Below are 21,582 nucleotides of genomic sequence, written 5' to 3'. Positions count from 1 at the left end.
CATGACTGTGGATTGGCTTGACCTCAGCACCGCGCCGCATTTGCCTACGCTTTACACGCAAGCGGCACGCAAACGAAAAATCACCGGCAGCACGCTGCCGACGAAGGGGTTCCGGTGTTGGATCGACATCGACACACCGTCGTTGACGGCCTTTCGTGGCGTTTGTGGGATTGCACCTAGCCCGTTATTGCCACCCACTTATCCCCATGTGTTGGCGTTCGGTTTGCAGATGCAGTTACTAACCGACAAGGACTTTCCCTTTCCGCTGCTGGGGCTGATTCACCTGACCAATCGGCTCCAAATCTTACGACCCATGGGCAGCGTGACGCGGCTGCGTGTCGGTGTGTTTGTGCACAACCTGCAAAAACACCCTAAGGGTGCGACCTTTGACGTTGTGACACGCGTCGATGACCAACTCGGGCCACTGTGGGAGGCACACAGCACGTTGCTGTGCAAAGGCGTTCAATTGCCGGGGGACGTGCCCGAAAGCACAGCACTGATCGTCCCGCCTTTAACCGAGCTGACTCGCTGGTACGCCCCGGCGGATATTGGCCGTCAATACGCCAAGGTTTCGGGCGACTACAACCCCATTCACCTCAGCGCCGTCAGCGCCAAACTGTTCGGTATGCCCCGCGCGATTGCCCATGGTCTGTGGCTCAAGGCACGTGCATTGGCCGCACTGAGCGCGCATTTGCCAGCGGACAATGTCGAGATCAGCGTCGCGTTTAAAAAGCCGGTGCGCTTGCCCAGCGAGGTGATTTTGCTGAGCAGCGATGCAGGCTCCAGCGGAGATTTCCAGCTCAATGGGCAGGGGGAACTGGTGCATTTAATCGGGCAATGGCGGCCCATTGGGTAATCCATAGAGAGGCACTTGCACCAATTGGCATTCGGTCGCAAGCTTTACGCCTTCTGGAGAACGCACCCCGATGAACCTCGACGAACTCACTCAGCGCCTGCACCGCATTCGCGATAACAACGACTGGAAACAATTTCACAGCCCCAAAAACTTGGCCATGGCGGCCAGCGTCGAAATGGCCGAACTGGTGGAAATTTTTCAGTGGCTCAGCGAAGACCAATCACGCCAATTACCTGCCGATAAATTGGCCCACGCGGGGCAAGAGGTCGGCGACATCGTGCTGTACCTGCTGCTGTTATGCAGTGAGTTGGGGCTGGACATGAACGAAGTGGTTCGCAGCAAGTTGGTCGACAGTGAAAGGCGTTTCAACTCATGAGCGACCGTCACTTCGATCAACTGGCCACGCGCTTCGCTGAAAAAATCTACGGCGGCGCTAAGGGCGCTATTCGTCTGGCGGTGCTTCAAGCCGACCTTGAAGAGTCGTTGCCACAACGCCCGCTGAGGGTGTTGGATATCGGCGCGGGGTTGGGCCATATGTCGCTGTGGCTGGCCGAGCGTGGGCATGACGTTACGCTGGCAGAACCTGCCGCACCGATGCTTGAAGGCGCACGCCAGCGCTTTGCCGAAGCAGGCCAAACCGGGACTTTTATCCAAGCACCTTGGCAAGAACTGCCGGGGCAACTGACTGAACCGTACGACCTGGTGATCTGCCATGCCGTGTTGGAGTGGTTGGCCGAGCCCCACACGATTCTGCCGGTTTTGCACCAACTGACTGCCAAAGACGGCTGGCTGTCGCTGGCGTTTTATAACCGCGACGCGCTGATCTATCGCAACCTGCTTAAAGGTCACTTCCGCAAAATGCGTAAGAACGAGATGGCCGGTGAAAAACAGAGCCTGACCCCGCAGCAGCCGCTCGATCCACGTGAGCTGGCGAGCGCGCTTGAAGGTCTGTGGCAGGTGCAGAGCCAAAGCGGCGTGCGGGTGTTTCACGATTACATGCCAGTGGAGTTTCAAGCCCGCGCCGAGCTTGAAGCACTGGTCGAAATGGAACTAGCCCACCGCCGTCATCCTGCGTTTGCCGGGTTGGGCCGTTATCTGCACTGGGTATGCCGCCCGGTTTAATCATCGGCATGGGGAGAACATGATGTATCGCCGCGTTGCCTTGCTCGTTTTAACCTTGGGGCTGGCTGCCTGCCAAAGCCCCAACCCTTACACCGCCAGCGGCCTGCCCATCCCGCCCGCGCCAGCGCAGGCGGCCAACACCGTGGACTTGAGCGCCTACCCGGCGCCACCCCGGGATTACGCCCGCTACCAAAGCTGGAGCTGGCTTAATGGCCGCCTGCCAGCAGGGTCAGCGTGGGCCGATTCGGCACAAATCGCGGAAGCCGTCAGCAATGCCCTGGACCAACGTGGGTTGCGGCCTACACAGCCGAATCGACCCGCCGATCTGTGGGTGAGTGCCGATCTGCACACAGAAAAACGTCTGCGTCAGGTTCAGGACGACTATGGTTATGGCGGCATGTACGGCGACCGTTATGGTCGCTATGGCAACCAGTACGGCATGTACAGCAGCGTGCCGGTTGTTCGCACCTACGAAGTCGAAGTGATGGTCGTGCGGCTCAACCTGTATGACGCAAAAACAGGTCAGCCGGTCTGGAGTTCGAGTGCAGAAACCAGTAGTAAAGGCAGCCTGAGCGAACGCAGTGACGCCCTGCGCGAATCACTGAACAAGGCAGTGCAGGCTTATCCTCCCCATTAACACTGATTGTTTAAGCGGAGAATCATCATGTTAAGACGCATTGCTTTACTGGGAATGGCCCTGCTGCTTAGCGCATGTAACAGCATACAGGTGACCCACGACTACAACCCGGCGGTCGATTTTGCCCAGTTTCGAACCTGGGGTTGGAAAGACCCAGCCGTCCAGTTCTTACCTGACACCCCTATGGTCAAAAATGGCCTGACCGCCCAACGCGTCGTCATGGCTTTGAGCAGCCAACTAGATCAGCGTGGCCTGACCCAAGCCGCACCCAGTGCTAAGCCCGATTTATGGGTGCAAACCTATCTGGTGGTTGCCAATCGTCAAGAGCAGGTCACTCACTACAGTTATGACGCGGGCCCATGGGGTGGGCCGTGGGCGGGACCATGGGGCGGCCCGTGGGGAGGTTATTGGGGTGGGCCAGCCTATGCCGAAACCCGCAATGTGGAGTACCAAGTCGGGACCTTACAGGTTGACCTGATTGATGCCAAAGACGGCAAGTTAGTTTGGCGGGGGAGCGCCGAGAAGATCGTCGATCAAGATGCCACGCCCGCAGAACGCAGCGCTGCGATTTCCAAGGCTGTTAATGAAATCATGAGTAACTATCCACCGAAGTAAAGTAATGATCAGATAAACCCAACTGACTCACAAAGTAGTTAATTGTGAAGTATTAATACTTTAGTGACTCAGTTGGGCTTCTCGATTACACCCTCGCACCCTTTATCTAATTATTGGTTTTTTCGCTCATTTCCTCGCTATAAAAGATTAACTTCGCCTCGCAACAATCACTTCTTGACTACACTCGATTTAATTTTTGAGCGGTCGCGCTGGGCATTGTTCCAGCCTCAGGAGTGTTCGATGTTTCCCCAATTACGTGGCGTTCACTTCACTGCACCTGGGCAACAACGCGGTGCAATCGGTTTAGTCGCGGCCATCACCCTCGGCATGGCGTTGTTATTCATGTTATTGGTGATCGACAGCGGTCGCTTGTATCTGGAACAACGCAAGTTACAACGCGTCGCCGACATGGCCGCGCTTGAGGCCGTGACCCGAGGCGGCAGTTGCGCCACGGGCACGGCCAGCACCTACGTCAACAACAGCGCCAGCCATAACAACTTCACCCCAGGCGGGGCCAACACCATCACCCCTACCTGCGGCACCTTGGTGACTGGCGCTGACAACCTGCGCACGTTCAAAGCCGACGCTAACCAATCCAGCGCCATCCGGGTGATTGCGACCAAGACCGTACAAACCAGTGTGGCCGGGGGTTTATGGAACTTGCTGAGTGAGCAGAAGATTGAGCTTGATACGCCTTTGACAGCCAGTGCGGTGGGAACGATTGCCGGGGCGCCTCTGGCCATGCTCACCATTCGAAGCTCGCTGCTGGATATCAACAGCGCTAACTCTCCCCTGCTTAACGCGCTGGTCGGCGGTCTGTTGGGTGGCACCGTGAATCTCAGCACTGTGTCTTGGCAAGGGTTGGCCGCCACCCATATCAACTTGCTGAGCTACCTCGACCAACTGGCCATTGACGTCGGCGCCACGGCAGGCGACTACAACGCACTACTGAATTCAGACCTGCGATTAACTCAGCTGTTAGATGCCGCCATCCACGTCCTAGAAAAAAACGGCCCGGGCGCCACGGTGGCTCTAAATGGTGTTAAAGCGATACGTGCCATTGCGAGTAATACACAACTATTAAAACTGGGCGACTTATTTAACATTCAAAACGGCACACCCCGCGCAGGTCTTAATGCAGACTTGACTGCCTTTGAACTATTACAAGGCATTGTGCAACTGGCCAATGGCAACAGCGCTGCAACAGCGACCCTTAACACCACTATTCCGCTGATTGGTAACGCCACTGTTTATCTCAAAGTGATTGAACCACCCCAACTGTCCATCGCGGGTAATCCGGCGTTGGCAAAAGCCAACCCGACAGGCCCCAACCAGATATTTATCAAAACGGCGCAAGTTCAAACGAGGGTTCATCTTGATCTTGCGATTGTCAGAACACTAAAGCCCCTCACGGATGCCCTGACCAGTGTGCTGTCCACTGTATTAGAGGTGGTCAAAAAACTGCTTGGCCTTAATGTGATAGACGCCATTAAGTGCCTCGTCTCATGTGAGTCGGCACAGCTCAGTATTGCCTCGGCCCTAGATGTTTATGTCGAAGCCGCCAGTGCCAGTGGTTACGTCACAGACTTCAAATGCGCATCTGACGGCTCCAAAAGCTTAACCGTACGCGGCTCAACCTCGCTGGCCAAAGTCAGCATTGGCCAAGGTTCAAATACTGTGGCCTTCCCCCCTCAAGACGACGATGGCAACTTAATCATCAGCCCGGTGAAGCTCATCAATATGGACGTTAAAACCTGTGGCCTCGCGGGGTTAATTTGCAACACGGTGGAGGGTAAGGCAGGCAGTTTCAACGTGAAGGCTTCAACCAGTATTAGCAGCGCTGCGCAAGACATCGTTTACACCTCAACCCTGACCTCGCCAGCGACTCTACCTAAGATGGGGTTGGCGCCTTACTACAAAAGCACTGATATCAAAGACATCATCGCCAAGCTTGGAAACGGTCTCGCCGGGCATGTTGAAACCTCTTACACACCACCGCCCGGCAAAACCGTCACCGGTGACCTGCTTAACACCGTGTCCACCTTGGTCAATCAACTTATCGGCACCCTCACAACCGCCTTTAAAAGCCTGTTAGCGCCGTTGTTAGATCCCATCGTTAACACGCTGTTGAAAGCATTGGGCATCAACTTAGGCAACGCAGATATTGGCGCTAACCTTTCCTGCAACGAAGGCGGTCGCGCCCAACTAGTCCTTTGACTCGCCCGCCAGTTCAACCCTAGGCAACTCCACGCAAAACCGGGCGCCGTGCCCGGTGTTGCTGACACTCAATTGGCCACCCATTTTGTCAATGATGTCGTAGCTCACGGACAACCCCAGCCCAGTGCCTGAGCCAATCGGTTTGGTGGTAAAGAACGGTTCGAAGATCCGCTCTAGCAGCAACGGATCAATACCGCCCGCATTGTCTTCAATCCATAACTGCACACGGTTGGCGTGCGCGTTTGCGCTGAGGCTGATCCAGGGTGTGAAGTCACGATCGGTTTCGCGCTTGCTCATCAGCGCATCGCGGGCATTGACCAACAGGTTAATCAACACTTGCTCTAACTGATCGGTGTAACCGCACACCCACAACGAACCGGTCATCCCCTCACTGCGTAACTGGATCCCTTTGCCGTGCAGGCCTTCGCGCAACAAGGCCAAAGAGCCTTCCAGCGCCTGCACCGGGTTAAAGGTTTGCTGCTCCACCTCAGAGCGACGCCCAAACACACACATATGCTCCACCGTCCGCGCCGCCCGCTGCACTTGGGTATCAATGCGGGTGAGTTTGTCTTGCAGGTAATCGGAGTCCACCTCGCCGTTGCTCAGGCGTTTGAGCACATTGGTAATGGCCATACGCATGACATATAACGGCTGGTTGATTTCATGTGCCAAGCCCGTGGCCATTTCACCCAACGTGGCCATTTTGGCGCTTTGGGTCAATTGCTGTTGCGAGCGGCGAACCTCGGTGTTGTCGCGGCCCACCGCCTGAACTTCGATCAATTGACCTTGGGCATCAAACACGCCGCGATCCGACCACACCCACCACGCGTACTCACGCCCCGGCAGTTGCAGGCTGACTTCAGCCGCGCTCACCGGGTGTTCAGGGCTTAATTTTGCAATGCGCTGAATAAACGCTGTGCGCTGCTCGGTCGACAGCCAACTGCCCAAGTTGATTCCCGGCAGTGCTTGCGGCGCACACCCCAAGTACCTGGCCAGCGGTTGATTGCCAAAGGTCAGGGTTAAGTCCGGAAGATAGCGGCAGATCATGGCGGGGGAATCCTCGACCAAAATCCGGTAGCGCTCTTCACTGCGTTTGATCCGCTCAGCGGCCTCAGTCGCTTCGGTAACATCCAGCCATAAACCCACCACTTCGACCGGCAGGCCCACGTCATCACGCAATAACTTGGCTTCGTCTAACAACCAGTGATAGTGCCCGTCTCGATCTCGCAGGCGATAACGGCTACGCGTACTGCCTTCGCGCAACAACCGGCGGCTGCGTTCAAAGTACTGGGGGCGATCATCTGGGTGGATCCATTCGATCAGTTCAGCGCCTTGGCTCTCAGCCAACGTCCAGCCCAGTAGCGGTTGCAGGCTAGCGCTGAAAAATGCCGGCACCAGCGCCCCTTCCTCATACCGCTGTACATAAATGACCGCGGGTGAACTGGCGATCAAATTGTCTAATCGAGCATGCGCCGCGGCGGCGTTGTGTTGCTGATTTTTGATGTCACTGATGTCCAGCATAAAACCTACAACCCGCCGCTCAAGGCCCGTGCCGATGACTTGGCCTTGTATCCGATACCAGACGGCAGGGCCATCACTGCGCGGCTGATGCAGCCGCGCACAGATCGACAACGTTTTGCCGTGTTCCAGCAGTTCATTGAAGCCACTGCTCAACTCATCACGATCCGCAGGGTGGAACAGCGCCAGCCAAGTATCACGTGTCAGGGCTTGGGGCGTGCCCGCAGCCAACAGATTCGCCGCCAACTGCGGCGCCAACGCTAGCTGCTGATCGAGCGTCGACCATTCCCACCAACCCGCGCCAAGCAACGCTTGCAGGGCTTGGGTGCGCTCGTTGTGCAGCGTGTGTTCATGCTCACGCAAGCGACTCAGCAACGGCCCGACCACACCGACACAAACGTGCTGCCAGTCGCTGGCGCCCATGTTCGGGCCATGCAACGAGACGGGGTAAAACCCGAGCAACAGCCACGCCGACAACCCCTGTTGGTCGCAATAAGGCACCAGCAGGCCGTCCGCATTGCCGAACAAGTCGTTGAGCCGCTGATGGGCATCGCGCTCGACACGCTGCGCGCAAGTGACGCTGAGATGGGCGAAGGGATCACCCAGCGATTGCCCTGCGATCCAAAGCTGAGGGGCATCAAACGCGTGGTAGGCACTGTGGATAGACCAGCCCGACGAACCCTGCGTGCGAATAGCCACGGCCATGCAGGGCACGCGCCCTTGTTGGGCAATACTCTGCAAGGTTTCTTGCGCGACCTCGGCCAAGCGTAAAAAACTGCATTGGCGCAGTTGCTCAGCCAGCCGCAAGGTGAGTTGTGTGAATTGTTCTCGATAGCGGCCTTGCTGGCTGTCGAACTTTAAATCACTGATATCCAGCAGCTGTAGGAGCCAGCCGTCAGCCTGCGGTTGCACCCAACCCCGGGTCTGCAACACCCGCAGGCCAGCACATTGGAAGTCCAGATCAAGGCTATGCCCGAGCCAGTCCGCCGGGACGCCTTCCAGCGCCAGCGTGCTACCCGGCACCATGTAATCGCGCAACAATCGCGCAGCGCCATCACTGGCGCTGCGTGCCAGCCCATAACGTTGTAGCCCGTGGGTTTCTATCACGTAGCCGCGCTGATCAAGCACCAACTGAATGCACGCGTCAGCCCCCAATGGCTGGCCCGAAAACTCCGGCAATTGCGGGTGTGGCCGCCCCTGCAAACGCTCGAACAACCGATCATCGCGGCTCAAAATTGCAGACTCGATTGGGCGGTTAACTTCTCAGGCAGGCTGGGCACGGTGATACCGGGCAACTTAAGCACCGGCATGATGTTGCTCAACTCATCGGCTGGCAGCGTGACGGTAACTGTCAGTAGTTTGGTCGCGGGGTCGTAGGCAGCTACTTTTTGGATAGACCCTTCAATCCCACTCGGCACCCAAGACAGCTTGTCGTTCAGCACCCCTGTCGCCACGTCTTCTACGGCTTTTTTGTAGGCCACATCCGTAAGTGATGTCGGATCAACAGCCACGCTACGTCGCACCGCTTCAGCCGTCGAATGGTTGAATGACTGTACGAGCAGCAGCGGCAAGCTGTAGCTGATAACCCCGTAGAGGACTGCGAAAAACACCACAAACACCAGCGCAAATTCAATCGCGACGGCACCTTTTTGCTGTTGGGGAAGTTTGACTTTCATGACTGCGTCTACCCTGCCAATGGAAGTGATGTCATTCTGGCGCCACTGATAAAAAAGGGGCATTCGATCCGTGATGCATCTTCTGGTCGTCTTTCTGTGGTTCTTCGCGTGCGCTATCCAAGACTTCATTCAGCGTCACATCGCTAATAGCTTGACCGTTGGTGCCGCCGCGCTGGCGCTGCTGTACATGCTCTGGACCGGTCACACGTGGCTGGGGGCGAGCGCCAGTGAAGGTGGCTGGGCGCTGCTGATTGCCTTGGTCCTGACCCTCCCCGGTTATGCGTTGAACAAGCTGGGCGCGGGCGACGTCAAATTATTAGCCGCCTTGGCGCTGGCCGCCGATCGTCCAACCCTGCTAGGCACCGTTATCGGCGCGGGCATCAGCGCCGGGCTGTGGTTCTGGCTAGTTCCAAAAATTCTTTTCCTTTTTAATCAACGCCTTACTCCTGCCCCTCTGCAACCCGCCGCACACACCGCCACAAAACTACCCTTCGCACCGTTTTTGCTCTGCGGCTTCAGCCTGACTATTCTGTTTACATCCTAGTTACAAACTCGGCTGTATTTCATGTACAGCACACAAAACAAGGTCTATGTTTTAAAACTCCCGCGATTAATAAATACAATTGATTGCGGCGCCCTAAATTCGCTTGCCAGGGATGGAGTAGCGCATGAACAAGCTCACCCCAAACGTAAAAGTACTTGTCGTCGATGACCAACCCTTGATCGTCGAAGAACTCAGCGAATTCCTTGAAAGCAGCGGTTATCGTTGTGTTCCTTGTGTATCCAGTCATGAAGCCATTGACGCGTTTGTCGCCGACCCCGAGATCAGCTTGGTGCTCTGCGACTTGCACATGCCCGACATGAACGGCATCGAACTCACGCAATACCTGCAAAAAATCGCTGGCAAATACCGCTTGTTTGAAACCATCTTGCTGACCGGCCAAGCCGATAAACAGGACGTGATCAAAGCCTTGCGCATTGGCATTGCCGACTACTACCAAAAGCCGGTTGACCTGAATGAACTGCTTGAAGGCATTCAGCGTCAGGACGCGCTGCTGCAAGAGCGTAAAAAAACTGAGCATCTGGGCCATCTCAATCAAAAAATGCAGTTTTTAGCCGCGTCCATCGATGGGCTTTATCACGACATGGCGTCCGTACTGCACGCCGAGTCGATCGAGCCTCCTGCGCCTCAGGAGCCAAGCAAGGTCCAGGCTCCAATCCCGTCAATACTCAAACAACTGTCACCGCGCCAACAGGATGTCGCTCGGCTGGTCGGCAAAGGCCAAACCAACTACCAAATCGCCTGTGACCTAGGCATCACCGAAAACACGGTCAAGCTCTACGTGTCACAAGTGCTGCGACTGACCCACATGCACAACCGCACCCAACTGGCTCTCGCCCTGTACCCCAACGCCGCTAGCCAACCGACGACGCAACCAGTCCCTCCCGCGCAAGCGACCTGTCGGAGCGAGGAAACCTGACTCACTCTTGTTTAGCGCGCCCGCCCTCGTCCTGCTTGTAATACTCAGGGATGGGGTGGTTGTAGCTGTCTAGCCAGCGTTGCAGGCTGCGCTCACGCTCGGCCGGGGTCACGACTTGGCGTACCGGCGACTGGGCCTTGCCACTGATTTGCAGCTGTAACCAGTTTTCGGTGTCTTGTTGATTTTTGGCCAACGGCCCCGGCTCAATGGCCAAGGCGCCCAACGGCATCATGGCCAGCACAACACCCACGCGAATAAACAGTTTCATGGCCTACCTCCAACGCATTATTTGATCGCTGCCACGTGATTGCTGGCAGGGCTGGTCTGGGTTTTAAGAGCTTGCGCCCTACGTTGAGCATCGCTGACTTGATCGGGGGTTAACCCTGCACGCGTCACCAGTTCGGCGGCCTGCTTCCACTGGTCTTGATAGATCAACAACGTCACCAGATTCAGCGCGACCAGAGAGTCCGCTTGCTTAAGCTCCAAGGCCGTCAAAAACTCGAAACGCGCATCATCGACTCGCAACTGATTGAGGTAGACCACGCCCAAGTCATTGCGGATTTTCCCATCGGTGGGCGCCGCCTTCGCTGCACGCTCCAGATAAGAAGCTGCCAAGGTGTTATCGCCTCGAGCGGCGGCTAATTGGCCCAACCCGTGGTCACCTTCAGCACTCAAACAGGTGCCGAGCAACCCTTGATACAACGGCTCGGCCTCAGCGCGCCCTAATTGGCGATAGATCCGCGCCTTGCGCAACTGCACCTGCTCGTAGCGCTCCGGCAAGCTTTGCAAGTTCGCCAGGCTGGCGTGCAGCTTGCCCTCCTTGGCCATGTCGTCAGCCAAGTTCATCGACAGCTCTTGATCCGCGCTCAATGCGGCGCATTTGCTATCCGTTACGGCTAACCATGGCAGTGTGCTTTGCCCACCTGTGGCGCACCCTCCCAACATCAACAACACACCTACCGCGATGATGGCTTTCATAGACAGACTCCAGGTCAGGAAGTAAACGCTCGGGAGATAGCAACAAAGCTCGGGCCTGCGAGCACAATCATTAGCGCCGGAAACAAAAACGCCATCATCACCACCGACATCTTGGCGGACATTTTGGAGATGTATTCCTCCATGCGTGTCATACGCCGGTCATCAAGCAGCTCTTTAAGCGACTGCAAAGACTTCATTGCCCCGCCGCCTTGTTGAATCAATTGTTGAAGAATCACGCAGGTGTCATTGAACTCATCGACATCCAACAAACTCGCGGTTTTGTTGAGTTCTTGGCTCAACTCCAACCCCGAATCCACGCGCGCCAGCACCACCCGCAACTCCCCCGTAAGCACGGGTAATAGTTGCCGCCCCTCTGTACTGAGTACCCGTAGAGCCTGCTCAACCGCCATGCCCGATTCAAACAAAATGCGCAGCAAAGGGATAAAGGTCGACACCTCGATGGCGACGTCTTGCTGCCGCTTTTTCGCCGCGTAGGCCAGCATTCGTTTAGGGAGCAAATAGCCCACTGCCAAACCACACAACAGTACAACCAGCAAATTGCCTGAGCGCGGGAAGAACACCTCGTGCCCTAAAAAAACCAGCCCGGCCAACGCCAGCGGCGTGCCTATCTGAAACGCGGCAAACAATGAACGCTGACTGGCCGTACGCCAGCCCACGCGGTTGAGCAGCGTTTGAGTTTCCGTGTCCATAGACACCGAGCGCTGCCCGGCACTGCTATTGCCCACCGCACGCATCCACAGACTGAGCTTGCTGGGCCCGGTTTTTTCACCGTCCAGGCGTTGCATCACCCGCTGCTGGCGCAAGCGCTCTTGAATCACGTTACTGATCAACAACGCCACGGCGCCGAGTAGCAAAGCTGCACAGATTACATAGGCCATGTCATACGCTCCGCACCATGCGCCAGAGCGCAAAACTTCCGAGTACTTGCATGCCAAACGCCATCAACAACATGTGCTGACCGCCTGCGTCGTGCCACATTTTGAGCATGTAGCCCGGGTTGGTGAGCAGGAAGTAGCCCACCACCAACATCGGCAACAGCCCCAACACCCATGCAGTAACTCGGGTTTCACCGGTCATAGCTTTGAGCTTGCGGGCCCCTGACTCACGCTCACGAATCAACACGATCAGGTTGTTCAGCAGCTCACTGGCATTGCCACCATAGCGATGGTTAACTTTCAGCCCGAGGGCGAACATGCGGAACTCATCGCGCTCATACAGCTCGGCAAAATCCTGTACGGCGTCGGGCAAACTGACCCCCAACTGCACGTTGCGCGACACCCGGCTGATAGCGCTTTTGAGCGGGTCACTGGCCGCCTCAATGGCGGTTAATACGGCATCGGCCAAGGTCCGACCCGCTTTCAAACTGCGCACGCTGTGATCCAGTAACTGCGGTAGTTGCTCCACCATGCGCCGCACCCGCCGTTGGTAAAGCCAACTGACAATCAGCTTCAGCAACACGGGCGGTAGCACCAAGAATGCGAGCAAGAACACCCAGCCACCGAGCAACCCCGCCAACAGCGCTACTCCCAGCCAAAGGCTCAACCATAGGCCCAGTCGCTCAGAGGGGCGCCCCAGCCCCGCTTGCAAGAAGGCGCGGTCAAGCCACTCGACACCCGGCGCTTTCTCTAGCGGCTGCGGCACACCTTCGGTCAAACGCCCCAGTACCCGTCCCGCGGCGGGATCTCGTAAGGCACGGTAGGCGACGTGCATCGACAGTCCGAACATCATGAAACTGATCGCAAAGTCGGAACAACGTATTGGTGACATACACATCGTCACGCACACCTACCACCTCTAACACCTCACTGACACAGCGCCGACCATCGGGCATGCGCGTGAGCTGGATGATGATGTCCAGCGCGGCGCAGATCATTTGACGCAGGGTTTTTTCGGCCACCGTGCGCCCGGTCAGACCGACCAGCGTCTCCAGACGCAGCAAGGCATCTTGCGCGGTGTTGGCGTGCACCGTGCTCATGGAACCATCGTGACCGGTGTTCATGGCCGTTAATACATCGAGTACTTCCACGCCGCGAATCTCACCGAGGATGATGCGGTCCGGGCGCATCCGCAGGGCGTTACGAATCAGGTCACTGGATTTAACCTCGCCATGCCCTTCGGCGTTCGGCGGTCGGGTTTCTAGGCGAACCACATGCGGGTGGGCGAGTTGCAATTCGGCCACATCCTCAATGGTCACCAAACGCTCATGGGGGTTGATCAACTGGCTCAAGATGTTCAACAACGTGGTTTTGCCCGTGCCCGTACCGCCGCTGATCAGTACGTTGCAACGCTTACCCACCGCCATCTCGAAAAATTCATAGATCGCCTGATCAATGGTTTGCATCGCCACCAAGTCGCTGCTTTTAAGCATGTCCTTACGAAACTTACGAATCGACAGGCAGGGGCCGTCCAATGCGATGGGCGGGATGATCGCATTCACCCGGCTGCCATCAGGCAGACGCGCATCGACCATCGGTGACGACTCATCGAGACGCCGACCCAGCGGTGCCAAAATGCGCTGCATCACCCGTTCAACATGGTGATCGTCGATAAAGCGCAGATCGCTCTGGCTCAAAATACCCGCACGTTCGACAAACACCCGATGTGGGCCGTTGACCAAGATTTCCGTCACCGCCGCGTCACGCCGCAGCACTTCAAGCGGTCCGAAACCTGTCAGTTCGTCGACGATCTCTTCGGCCAGACGCTCCATCTCGTAGCGCGAAATGGCCAAGTGCAAGCGCGACACATACTCGGCCACCCGGTCGGTAACGAACTGCGACAAGAGCTGACGCGAACCTTCCAGCAGGTTTTTACCGCTCTCCTCAATGGCATCAATGATGTAGCGGTGCAGTACCAGTTTCAGACCGTCGTGGTCGGCCTGCCCGTCTTTGTATAAGCCAGAGCCAAATAGCTGTTCGTGGTTCATTTTGCCCCCCACAAGCGATTCAGCCATTTACCGTTGGCCGCAGGAGACTGCCCCGGCAATTGCGATCGCGTCGCTAAATGGGCACCGAGTTTTTTCAGACCTTGGCTCAATGCCTCGCGAGGGCCTAACTCATAGAGCGTCACCGCCTGATTTTTAGCGTTAATGCGTAGTTCAAGGCTCAGTGGAAACGTCGCCAACACCGGAAAACCAAAGCTTTTGGCCAGTGCATCGGCATTCGGCGCAATCCCTCGCAGGTAACGGTCGACCACTAAAGCCGCGTGCTCCAGCTTCATGCCCTTGGCGCGCCACACACTCAGTACGTCCAAGTTGCGTCGGCAATCGAGCACGTTTTGATCGGTGTACCAGAGCAATTTGTCGCAATGGCTGACGAACGTGCGCAAGGCTTCACTGTCGGGTTGCCCGGTGAGGTTCACCACGATGTGCTGGAAGTGCTGACGCAACGCGCTGAGTAGCATGTACAACTCGGCGGCACTGGTGTGCTCAACCGGTTCGTCGCTGGTACTGGAAGCCAACACCCGCATACCGCCGGCGGCACTGCTAAACGCACTGTCGATCAGCGTGCTGTCCAGCCGCCGCAAATGGCGCAGGGCGTCACCAAAAAAAAACGTACTTTCAAGCCCCAGCAACGCCAGCCCGTCGCCCCGCGGAATGCCCAAATCCAGAAGCAGGGTTTTTTGCCCGCTCTTTTGCACTTCGAGGCCCAAATGGCTGGCAAGCAAAGCGCCATCGGCATTGCACTGCGCACTGAACAACACTGAAAGGCCGCCCAGTTCAGTGTTCGGCGTAGTGGGCGGTAAGCGCTTACTCAAGCGCCTGACCAACCCCGCGACTTCACTGGAGCGTGAGCCATAGGCGACAAAATCCCGGGCCCCGGCACGCATGGCATTGAGGACTAACTGGTTATCCATGCCGTCGCCCAGCGCGACAATGGCCAGCATCGGTTTGGCCTCCAGCGCGCCTTCGATCAGCGCACACTGGGCCACCACTTTTTCGCGGTCCAGCCCCACAAACACCAAACCGGCGAAGGTCACGTCGATCAGCGCCAGCAACTCATCCAAACTGCTGCTGCCCGCGCCGACCACTTGCCCCAACGGGGCCAACGCGCCCTGTAACCATTCAAGGTCGGTGTCATTGCGCGTGAGCGCGAGAAACGTCTGGCTCAGGCTCTGGCTCATTGGGATAACCCACTACGGCTATTGAATGAGCCGTTCTCCAGGAAAAATAAGCGATACCAGTTAGGGTCGTAATCGCGCAGATTCTCGCCGGGCAAGTTGGGCAGTTGGGCATTGGCCGCCAACGGTTGAACCAGATGCGGGGTCACGATCATCAGCAACTCCTTGTCTTCGCGGTTGATATTGGAGTCGCGGAAAAACGCGCCCAGTATCGGTATGTCTCCCAACCCCGGAAATTTACTGACCTGCGCGGTGTTGCGCGAACTGATCAAACCACTGATCACAAAGCTCTCGCCGTCAGCCAAAGAGATGCTGGTATCGGTACGCCGTACGTTAAGCCCTGGCACTAACGTCCCGGCGATGTTCACCGCATTGGTGTAGTCCAGTTCGCTGACTTCGGGCGCCACTTTCAGCAATATCCGGTCACGTCCGACCACGGTCGGGGTCAGCGTGAGGCGAATACCAAATTCCTTGTATTCAATTGAAACGTTGTCGCTGCCACTGCTGGGCACCGGAATAGGCACTTCACCGCCTGCCAGAAACGTCGCGCTTTGCCCACTGAGTGCTACCAAGCTGGGGCGCGCCAAGGTGTAAGCAAAACCGCTGCCTTCCAGCGCGTTGATCATGGCCCTGACCCGACCGCCACCAAAGCCGATGTTGAAGGAGGCGTTATTGGCCAGAGGGCCACCGGTAATGATGTTATCCGCACCGCTGATAAAGGAACCAGGCGAGCCCAACAGAAAATCTTTGCCCATGCCAAAAATAGAGGTGCTGGCTTCTTGCAGCTTGGTGCGGCTGACTTCGACAAAGCGAATGTCGGTTTGCACTTGGCTGGATAAAGAGGGATCTGCCGAAGGAGGTACTGAGACACTGGTCAAACTCTCGGTGGCTTTACCTTTAACGAACACCATGCTTTGGCGCGGCGCTGTCGAGCAGGCAGTCCAGACCATCAGGCTGGTAGTGCCCGGCGCCACGCCCGTCAGTAAAAAAGCCTGACTGCCACTGGCCTGCACATCGGCCACCGAGGGATCGCCCACGGCAATACGCGAAATAGTGACCGGGGAATTGAGGGCGTGCTGGGCGCCTTGAGCCACTTCCAACACCGTGGGCAACTGCCCGAGTGCGGCGCAATTGCCCGAGGCGGCCAAAGCCATTTCCAAAGGCAAGCTGCTTAAGACCAAGGTCCAGACAACTCGCTTGTACAGCGCTACGCAACGAAGGCTCATGCTGGGCTTCCTTGTAGATCAGGCTTTTAGAGTGAGCAACTTATTGAGCAGGCTGCTGAGCCGCTTGATTGCCACGAATAATTTCGATGCCGCGTGCCCGGGGCACGCCTGAGCCAGTGGCGACCGGGGTCCGTACCGGCGGGGTCATGGCCAATTGATTGAACTGATAGAGGCTGCGCTTAGCGTTATCGAGGTTGTTTGCGGCGACGTCTTCGCCTGCCCAGTACTTACTCAAGCGCTGTTCCTGTGCACTGCGTACTGCCAAACGCAACTTACCGGCCTGGGTCGCCAGCATCAGTTGGTTGAGTAACGGTTCGGGAACCGCGAGCACCGCAGTACGTGCGTTGATCCGGCGCTGCGACTGTTTGAGGGCCTCTTCGGCATTCAAGGGTGGGCTGGCCGGCTGACCATCACTGGTCAAACCCAGCTCTTCACCCACGCTGAGCACGCGAACGGCGGGCAATACCACCTGTGCAGACTGTTCCGGGTTGGCCATGTCTTGAGGCAAAAACAACACGATGTCGACGTAATCACCCGGCGTTAACTGCCCGCCTGCCCCTGTCACTTCGTCTATAGCGACGGCCAGTGCGCGCTCATTGGGGCGAATCATCCGCGCCAACGGCCCGCCCGCCTCAAAACTCTGCTCATTAAGCCAAGTGCCAGCACTCAAACCACGCCATGGGGTGCGACCCACGGCCTGATCAATCGTGGCGAGACTGCCAACGGGGGCGGTGTGCAGTTTTTCCAAAACCAAGTCATCCGCTTTCAACGCCACATTGGGCGGCACATCGCGACTTAACACCACCACAGGCTGAAGGGTTTTGTCTTCAACCGCCGCCACACCGTTTTCAACCACCTGAGTCACCGGAACAGCAGCAACAGGTTGCTGCCGACTTAAGACCAGGCCCCAATAACCTGCAATGAGCGCTCCAACAAACAGGATGGCGGCCAAGATCAAACTACGTCGATTGCTCATATACATCCTCTTCCATTGCGCACTTCAAACCTATCAACAATCCATTTGCACTCAAGCCGCCATGAGCGGGCGATAGTGATACAACCTTTTCGCAATTTGAAAATAGCGCAGGCCAATAAAATTGCCATTAACGGAACTAAAAAAACACACAACACCTCTAAACACTTAAATTAAACGCTTGGATTAAACCGTTAAACATCACACACTTCTTCTTTAGCGTTAATACTTTATAATTAGTCACTTTTTACAGTTGCCAAACTCTCGACTATCGCCAATTCTGCAACTGCAAACAGCAACCACGCAGTATCACGGCGATGCAGTGCCCTCCCCCGGCGCAGCAAGGAGATGTCAGATGCTTTTAAATACAGTGCTTAAGGTGTATGTCCCGGCCCAAACCTTCTTGGTACGGCAAGCCAAATTGTTTGCGAAGCGAACAGAAGGCGCTTCGGGTATTGAGTACGCTATTATTGCGGCCATGGTCGCGGTGGTCATTGCGGGACTGTCACCGGCTGTACAAACTGAAGTCACCAGTATATTCACCAAAATCACAACCGGACTTACAACCGCTTAAACTTTATCTTTTGGGAGCACTCTGCATGTTCCATTCTTCGTCACGCCAACAACTTCTTTTGGTCGACGACGAAGAAGACGCACTGCTTGAACTGGCCGAACTACTGAAGGGCGAGGGCTTTTGTTGCTTTAGTGCAACATCAGTCACACTCGCCCTTCAGCAGTTGACCGAGCACCCGGACATTGCGCTGGTCATTACTGACCTGCGCATGCCTGAAGCCAGCGGCATTGCGTTGATTCAGCGCCTACGCACCCACACCGCTCGACAACACTTGCCGGTGATCGTTGTCTCCGGCCACGCCAACATGGACGATGTCAGTGACCTGCTGCGTTTGCAGGTCTTGGACTTGTTTCACAAACCTATCTATCACGCCCGCTTGATTAACACCCTCAATTACTTATTCCCCGCTCCCGCATTGCAGGCGGTTAAGTCTTAATTAATCGCTTATTCGCACATTTAAAAAACATGATTGTAGACGCCAGCGTGCTCGCGATCTTTTGTGAATTTAAAAGATCGCGAGCACGCTCGCGCCTACAGGTCGATGTTTATAACTGATAACTAAAGCTCAAGGTATAACGTGGGCGACGATTAAAGCTATCCAGTGCTATATCCGACATCGGCTTGGCCACCTCCAGCGAAACGTTGTAGTAGCGTTTATCACCAAAACGCAGCCCAACGGCCGCTGAAGACATATCAGCCCCTTTAAGCGGAAGTTCGTTAAACCACGTTTTAGCCCTGTCCAACACCACATAAGGCTGTAACAGTTTCACCCACGCGCCGTCGCGCTCGAAACTGTAATTGACTTCATAGGCCACGCCCCAGCCTTTATCACCCGACGCTTGATCGTCGGGATAACCGCGGCCAAAATTTTGACCACCAAATACAGCGCGTTCACTGTCAGGCAAACTGTCGTCACTCCAATACAACGCGCCCGACATTACACCCTGCCAATGTTCAAATAACGTGTCACTTTGTACCCCAGAGACACGCAGCCGGAAGAAGTCCAAGTCATAGTGATTGCCGGTCAAGTTACTTTCAGTCTTGGCGCCCAGCCCATTGATACCCTGATACACACCGGCACTGACAATGCGTAATTGCTCAGCGTTGGACTTACGCCAATCACCTTCAAACGCCAAGGCTCGCACGTTGGTTTTTTCACTGATGGTCTGCGAGTAACCGACGATGTCGTAATCGGTTTTATCATTCACGCCGTATAAACGACCCGCCAAGCTCAGCCATTGGTCAGGGGCAACGATCAACGGATGGCTCACGCCAATCGAAAACCGGTCATTCTCACGGTGAGGCTTAAGCTCAAAACCATCACTGGTTGCAATGCTGGTAGCCGGGTCACTGCGATAACGCGTGCCGTACAGACTCAATTGAGTGCCTTCAGCATTCAGGTACTGGCTGTAATCGAGACGGTAGTAGTGCTCTTTGTCGTTACCCGGTGGGAACAGCCCGCTCAAGGTCAATTGCTCGGCCATGGCGGTTTGGGAGTTGCTGCTCGCACTAAACAGCGCTTGCGTACTGTTGCGGCTGCCTTCAATGAGGCTCATGCCGGTGGTGAACGGTTTGCGACTGGCAGTGACTTGCAGGGTCGCCGCGCCATCGGTGGTGCCCGGTGGAGGAACTTGCGCCTGCAACGTCACCCCCGGAATTCGACTCATCAAGGTGGCGTAACGATCAAAGGTTTTACGGGTCAGCGGCCGCTCACCCTTGAGCTTGTCGATCAGCTCGTCAATAAACCCTTTGACCCGGCCAACATCACCCTCGACCTGATAGTCACGTATATAGCCTTCGACCAACACCACGCGCACCAGCCCTTGATCAAAGTTCTGCGGTGGCAAAAAGGCGTATGACAACAAGTAGCCATCGGTTTGGTAACGTTGGGTAATTTTGCGGGTCGCTTCAATCAATTCAGCCAAGGTTATTTCACGGCCCAACAGCGGTTTATACGCCGCCCCCAACTCTTGCAACGGGTACACCGTGCCGCCTTCAATCTGTAATTTGCGGATGGTCAGTTGGGTGCTCATCATCAGCGGCGCAGGTTGCGCCGTTTCTGGTTTTGGCAGCTCCAAGGCCGGTGATTGCGGGCGATAGGCATCCACCGGCAAGTTAGGGGTCGGAAGCGATTGCAGGGTTTCGTTGCTGTTAAGAAAGCGTGGAAGAGGTTCGGCACCGACGTAAGGAGCCAAGGCCAATAATAGAAAAGGGACATAAGTTCGCATGTGACGCTCCATGTTCAACGACAGCGACTTAACAGCTTGATCACGTCATCTCGCGGCGACGTTATCCGAACAGCAGATTTGCAATCCGGACCTAAAAAAAAACGAGAGATTGATGCCAATCTCTCGTCCCAACCAAGCGTAGGCGCTGTAGGCAAGGCCGTCGAACCGGCCAGGTGCAATATCGTCAGTTTTTCTTGCCGAGGTTACCCAAACCGCCGAGCACGCCTCCGACTAGACCGCCAACCAAACCTGTTCCCGAACTTGCACCAGCCCCTGCACCAGCAGCGGCTCCCGCTCCGACGTCGGCACTAGGTGGCGTAGTAGCGACCGCCCCTACTCCCACACCGGCGCCCGCGCCCACACCAACACCTATTCCTCCGAGTAAGCCACCAACACCGCCCGTGCCTGCGCCGGTGCCTGCCCCTGTTACCGTACCCACAACGCCACCCACCGTGCTGGCAACACCGCCCAACAAGCCGCCAACCGCACCGCCCGCGCCAACGCCTGCATCACCACCCCCGGTCACACCTCCAACAGCACCTGTCACACCCCCGAGCAATCCGCCTAGGCCCGCTGTGCTGCCTGTGCCGCTGCCAGCGGCCGGGTTGACGTAACCACCCGCCTTGTCAGCGACACCGCCAACCCCCACCAACACGCCACCGACCAGCGTGGTAACCGGGTTTTGATCGCCCACGGTGGTAACTTTATTACCGAGCCCAGTTACCACACCGCCGACTTTGTTCAGCAGGCCGTCAACCGGCGCCCCTAAACCGGTGGCCGTTCCGACTTGCCCTGTGGTTTTTTCCACTAGGGAAATCACCGGCACCAGCACTTTGTCATTGACCCCGCCTGTCACTTGGCCCAATTGCCCACTGGTGACATTGGTGGTTAGGGTGTTGCCGAGCATGGTGACGGTTGTGCCGACCTTATTCACCAGACCGCCGGTTACGTCCGTGACGTTACCCACCACGCCACCCACAATCGGGATATGGTTGATCGGCGTGTTATCGAGCAACCCGCTAACGCCTTGGCCCAACGAGGACACCCCTTTACCGACGTCTGAAACAGCGTTGGTTGCGCCAGCGACGGTAATACCCAGTGAGTTTTTATCCGTGCCAATTGTGCCCAAACCGTTGGTCAAACCATCGGTAACGGAGGTCACGGCATTACCGGTGTTGGTCACCAAACCGCCTGCTGCGCCCACCACAGGAACCGTGGTCAGAGCGGTGCCCAAGTCACTCACGGTGCTGCCTACACCGCCGACAGCCGTACCGACTTGGCCAATCACTTGGCCGGTGACCAGAGGCGTGTTGTTAGCCCCATTACCACCCCCGTGATTTCCGC

22 protein-coding genes are annotated in these 21,582 nt (G+C 56.5%); 10 read left to right on the top strand and 12 right to left on the bottom strand.

Translation table 11 applies throughout. The annotated features are described in order from the left end of the window. The first annotated feature begins 1 nt into the window (after nt 1). From AQS70_RS16905 to AQS70_RS16880, 6 genes are all read left to right on the top strand, one after another. On the top strand, nt 2-856 hold the full coding sequence (locus AQS70_RS16905) for a MaoC/PaaZ C-terminal domain-containing protein (protein ID WP_055103909.1): 855 nt from the start codon (nt 2-4) through the stop codon (nt 854-856). Between the two features lie 70 nt (nt 857-926). Next, nucleotides 927-1,232: a MazG-like family protein gene (locus tag AQS70_RS16900; RefSeq protein ID WP_055103908.1), complete on the top strand. Its 306-nt coding sequence runs from the start codon at nt 927-929 to the stop codon at nt 1,230-1,232. Further along, complete coding sequence (locus AQS70_RS16895) at nt 1,229-1,978, top strand: methyltransferase domain-containing protein (protein ID WP_055103907.1); 750 nt, start codon at nt 1,229-1,231, stop codon at nt 1,976-1,978. The genes AQS70_RS16900 and AQS70_RS16895 overlap by 4 nt, the downstream gene beginning before the upstream one ends. A 22-nt stretch (nt 1,979-2,000) precedes the next feature. Continuing rightward, complete coding sequence (locus AQS70_RS16890) at nt 2,001-2,615, top strand: DUF4136 domain-containing protein (RefSeq protein WP_055103906.1); 615 nt, start codon at nt 2,001-2,003, stop codon at nt 2,613-2,615. Between the two features lie 27 nt (nt 2,616-2,642). Next, nucleotides 2,643-3,230 (top strand): DUF4136 domain-containing protein, encoded by a 588-nt coding sequence (locus tag AQS70_RS16885; protein ID WP_055103905.1) that lies wholly within the window; start codon nt 2,643-2,645, stop codon nt 3,228-3,230. Nucleotides 3,231-3,470: 240 nt separating this feature from the next. Further along, nucleotides 3,471-5,447: a pilus assembly protein TadG-related protein gene (locus AQS70_RS16880; RefSeq protein ID WP_055103904.1), complete on the top strand. Its 1,977-nt coding sequence runs from the start codon at nt 3,471-3,473 to the stop codon at nt 5,445-5,447. Here AQS70_RS16880 and AQS70_RS16875 read toward each other — a convergent pair. Further along, complete coding sequence (locus tag AQS70_RS16875; RefSeq protein WP_055103903.1) at nt 5,436-8,198, bottom strand: PAS domain-containing sensor histidine kinase; 2,763 nt, start codon at nt 8,196-8,198, stop codon at nt 5,436-5,438. The two genes, AQS70_RS16880 and AQS70_RS16875, sit on opposite strands and share 12 nt — an antisense overlap. Then, nucleotides 8,195-8,641: a TadE/TadG family type IV pilus assembly protein gene (locus AQS70_RS16870; RefSeq protein WP_055103916.1), complete on the bottom strand. Its 447-nt coding sequence runs from the start codon at nt 8,639-8,641 to the stop codon at nt 8,195-8,197. The genes AQS70_RS16875 and AQS70_RS16870 overlap by 4 nt, the downstream gene beginning before the upstream one ends. A gap of 70 nt (nt 8,642-8,711) precedes the next feature. On the opposite strand from AQS70_RS16870, the gene AQS70_RS16865 reads away from it, so the two are divergent. Both AQS70_RS16865 and AQS70_RS16860 read left to right on the top strand, forming a co-directional pair. Beyond that, entirely contained in the window at nt 8,712-9,185 is a 474-nt protein-coding gene (locus tag AQS70_RS16865; RefSeq protein WP_055103902.1) for a prepilin peptidase, read from the top strand. Nucleotides 9,186-9,309: 124 nt separating this feature from the next. Continuing rightward, entirely contained in the window at nt 9,310-10,122 is an 813-nt protein-coding gene (locus tag AQS70_RS16860; RefSeq protein WP_055103901.1) for a response regulator transcription factor, read from the top strand. Nucleotide 10,123: 1 nt separating this feature from the next. Here the strand turns inward: AQS70_RS16860 and AQS70_RS16855 are convergent, their stop codons facing one another. Genes AQS70_RS16855 through cpaB form a run of 8 tightly spaced genes read right to left on the bottom strand, consistent with a single transcriptional unit; the run spans nt 10,124 to nt 17,439 of the window. After that, nucleotides 10,124-10,390 (bottom strand): DUF3613 domain-containing protein, encoded by a 267-nt coding sequence (locus AQS70_RS16855; protein ID WP_055103900.1) that lies wholly within the window; start codon nt 10,388-10,390, stop codon nt 10,124-10,126. A 17-nt stretch (nt 10,391-10,407) separates the two neighbouring features. Further along, the gene (locus tag AQS70_RS16850) at nt 10,408-11,100 is read right to left on the bottom strand and encodes a tetratricopeptide repeat protein (RefSeq protein WP_055103899.1); all 693 of its coding nucleotides are present in this window, start codon (nt 11,098-11,100) and stop codon (nt 10,408-10,410) included. Between the two features lie 14 nt (nt 11,101-11,114). After that, complete coding sequence (locus tag AQS70_RS16845) at nt 11,115-11,999, bottom strand: type II secretion system F family protein (protein ID WP_055103898.1); 885 nt, start codon at nt 11,997-11,999, stop codon at nt 11,115-11,117. Nucleotide 12,000: 1 nt separating this feature from the next. Continuing rightward, the gene (locus AQS70_RS16840; RefSeq protein WP_277620597.1) at nt 12,001-12,831 is read right to left on the bottom strand and encodes a type II secretion system F family protein; all 831 of its coding nucleotides are present in this window, start codon (nt 12,829-12,831) and stop codon (nt 12,001-12,003) included. After that, nucleotides 12,719-14,044 carry a TadA family conjugal transfer-associated ATPase gene (locus AQS70_RS16835; protein WP_277620596.1) on the bottom strand — a complete coding sequence of 442 codons (1,326 nt, stop codon included), beginning with the start codon at nt 14,042-14,044 and terminating at the stop codon, nt 12,719-12,721. The genes AQS70_RS16840 and AQS70_RS16835 overlap by 113 nt, the downstream gene beginning before the upstream one ends. Then, entirely contained in the window at nt 14,041-15,240 is a 1,200-nt protein-coding gene (locus AQS70_RS16830) for a CpaE/TadZ family protein (protein WP_055103896.1), read from the bottom strand. Before AQS70_RS16830 ends, AQS70_RS16835 begins: the two co-directional genes overlap by 4 nt. Then, complete coding sequence (locus AQS70_RS16825; RefSeq protein ID WP_055103895.1) at nt 15,237-16,463, bottom strand: type II and III secretion system protein family protein; 1,227 nt, start codon at nt 16,461-16,463, stop codon at nt 15,237-15,239. The genes AQS70_RS16830 and AQS70_RS16825 overlap by 4 nt, the downstream gene beginning before the upstream one ends. Before the next feature lie 40 nt (nt 16,464-16,503). Continuing rightward, on the bottom strand, nt 16,504-17,439 hold the full coding sequence (gene cpaB, locus AQS70_RS16820) for a Flp pilus assembly protein CpaB (protein ID WP_055103894.1): 936 nt from the start codon (nt 17,437-17,439) through the stop codon (nt 16,504-16,506). A 352-nt stretch (nt 17,440-17,791) separates the two neighbouring features. On the opposite strand from cpaB, the gene AQS70_RS16815 reads away from it, so the two are divergent. Both AQS70_RS16815 and AQS70_RS16810 read left to right on the top strand, forming a co-directional pair. Next, nucleotides 17,792-18,010, top strand: a complete 219-nt coding sequence (locus AQS70_RS16815; RefSeq protein ID WP_055103893.1) for a Flp family type IVb pilin — start codon at nt 17,792-17,794, stop codon at nt 18,008-18,010. 25 nt (nt 18,011-18,035) lie between these two features. After that, complete coding sequence (locus AQS70_RS16810; RefSeq protein ID WP_055103892.1) at nt 18,036-18,446, top strand: response regulator; 411 nt, start codon at nt 18,036-18,038, stop codon at nt 18,444-18,446. A gap of 109 nt (nt 18,447-18,555) precedes the next feature. Here AQS70_RS16810 and AQS70_RS16805 read toward each other — a convergent pair whose 3' ends face one another. Together AQS70_RS16805 and AQS70_RS24215 are read right to left on the bottom strand one after the other, a co-directional pair. Continuing rightward, a complete protein-coding gene (locus AQS70_RS16805) occupies nt 18,556-20,238 on the bottom strand; it encodes a ShlB/FhaC/HecB family hemolysin secretion/activation protein (protein ID WP_055103891.1) in 1,683 nt (560 codons plus the stop codon). Between the two features lie 184 nt (nt 20,239-20,422). Beyond that, nucleotides 20,423-21,582 (bottom strand): collagen-like triple helix repeat-containing protein (locus AQS70_RS24215; RefSeq protein ID WP_055103890.1); only part of this gene is annotated, 1,160 nt, incomplete at its 5' end.

The organism is Pseudomonas endophytica, assembly GCF_001411475.1.
Lineage (GTDB): Bacteria > Pseudomonadota > Gammaproteobacteria > Pseudomonadales > Pseudomonadaceae > Aquipseudomonas > Aquipseudomonas endophytica.
The sequence above is the reverse complement of the archived record's forward strand: the minus strand, read 5'-3'. Positions and strand labels throughout refer to the sequence as shown.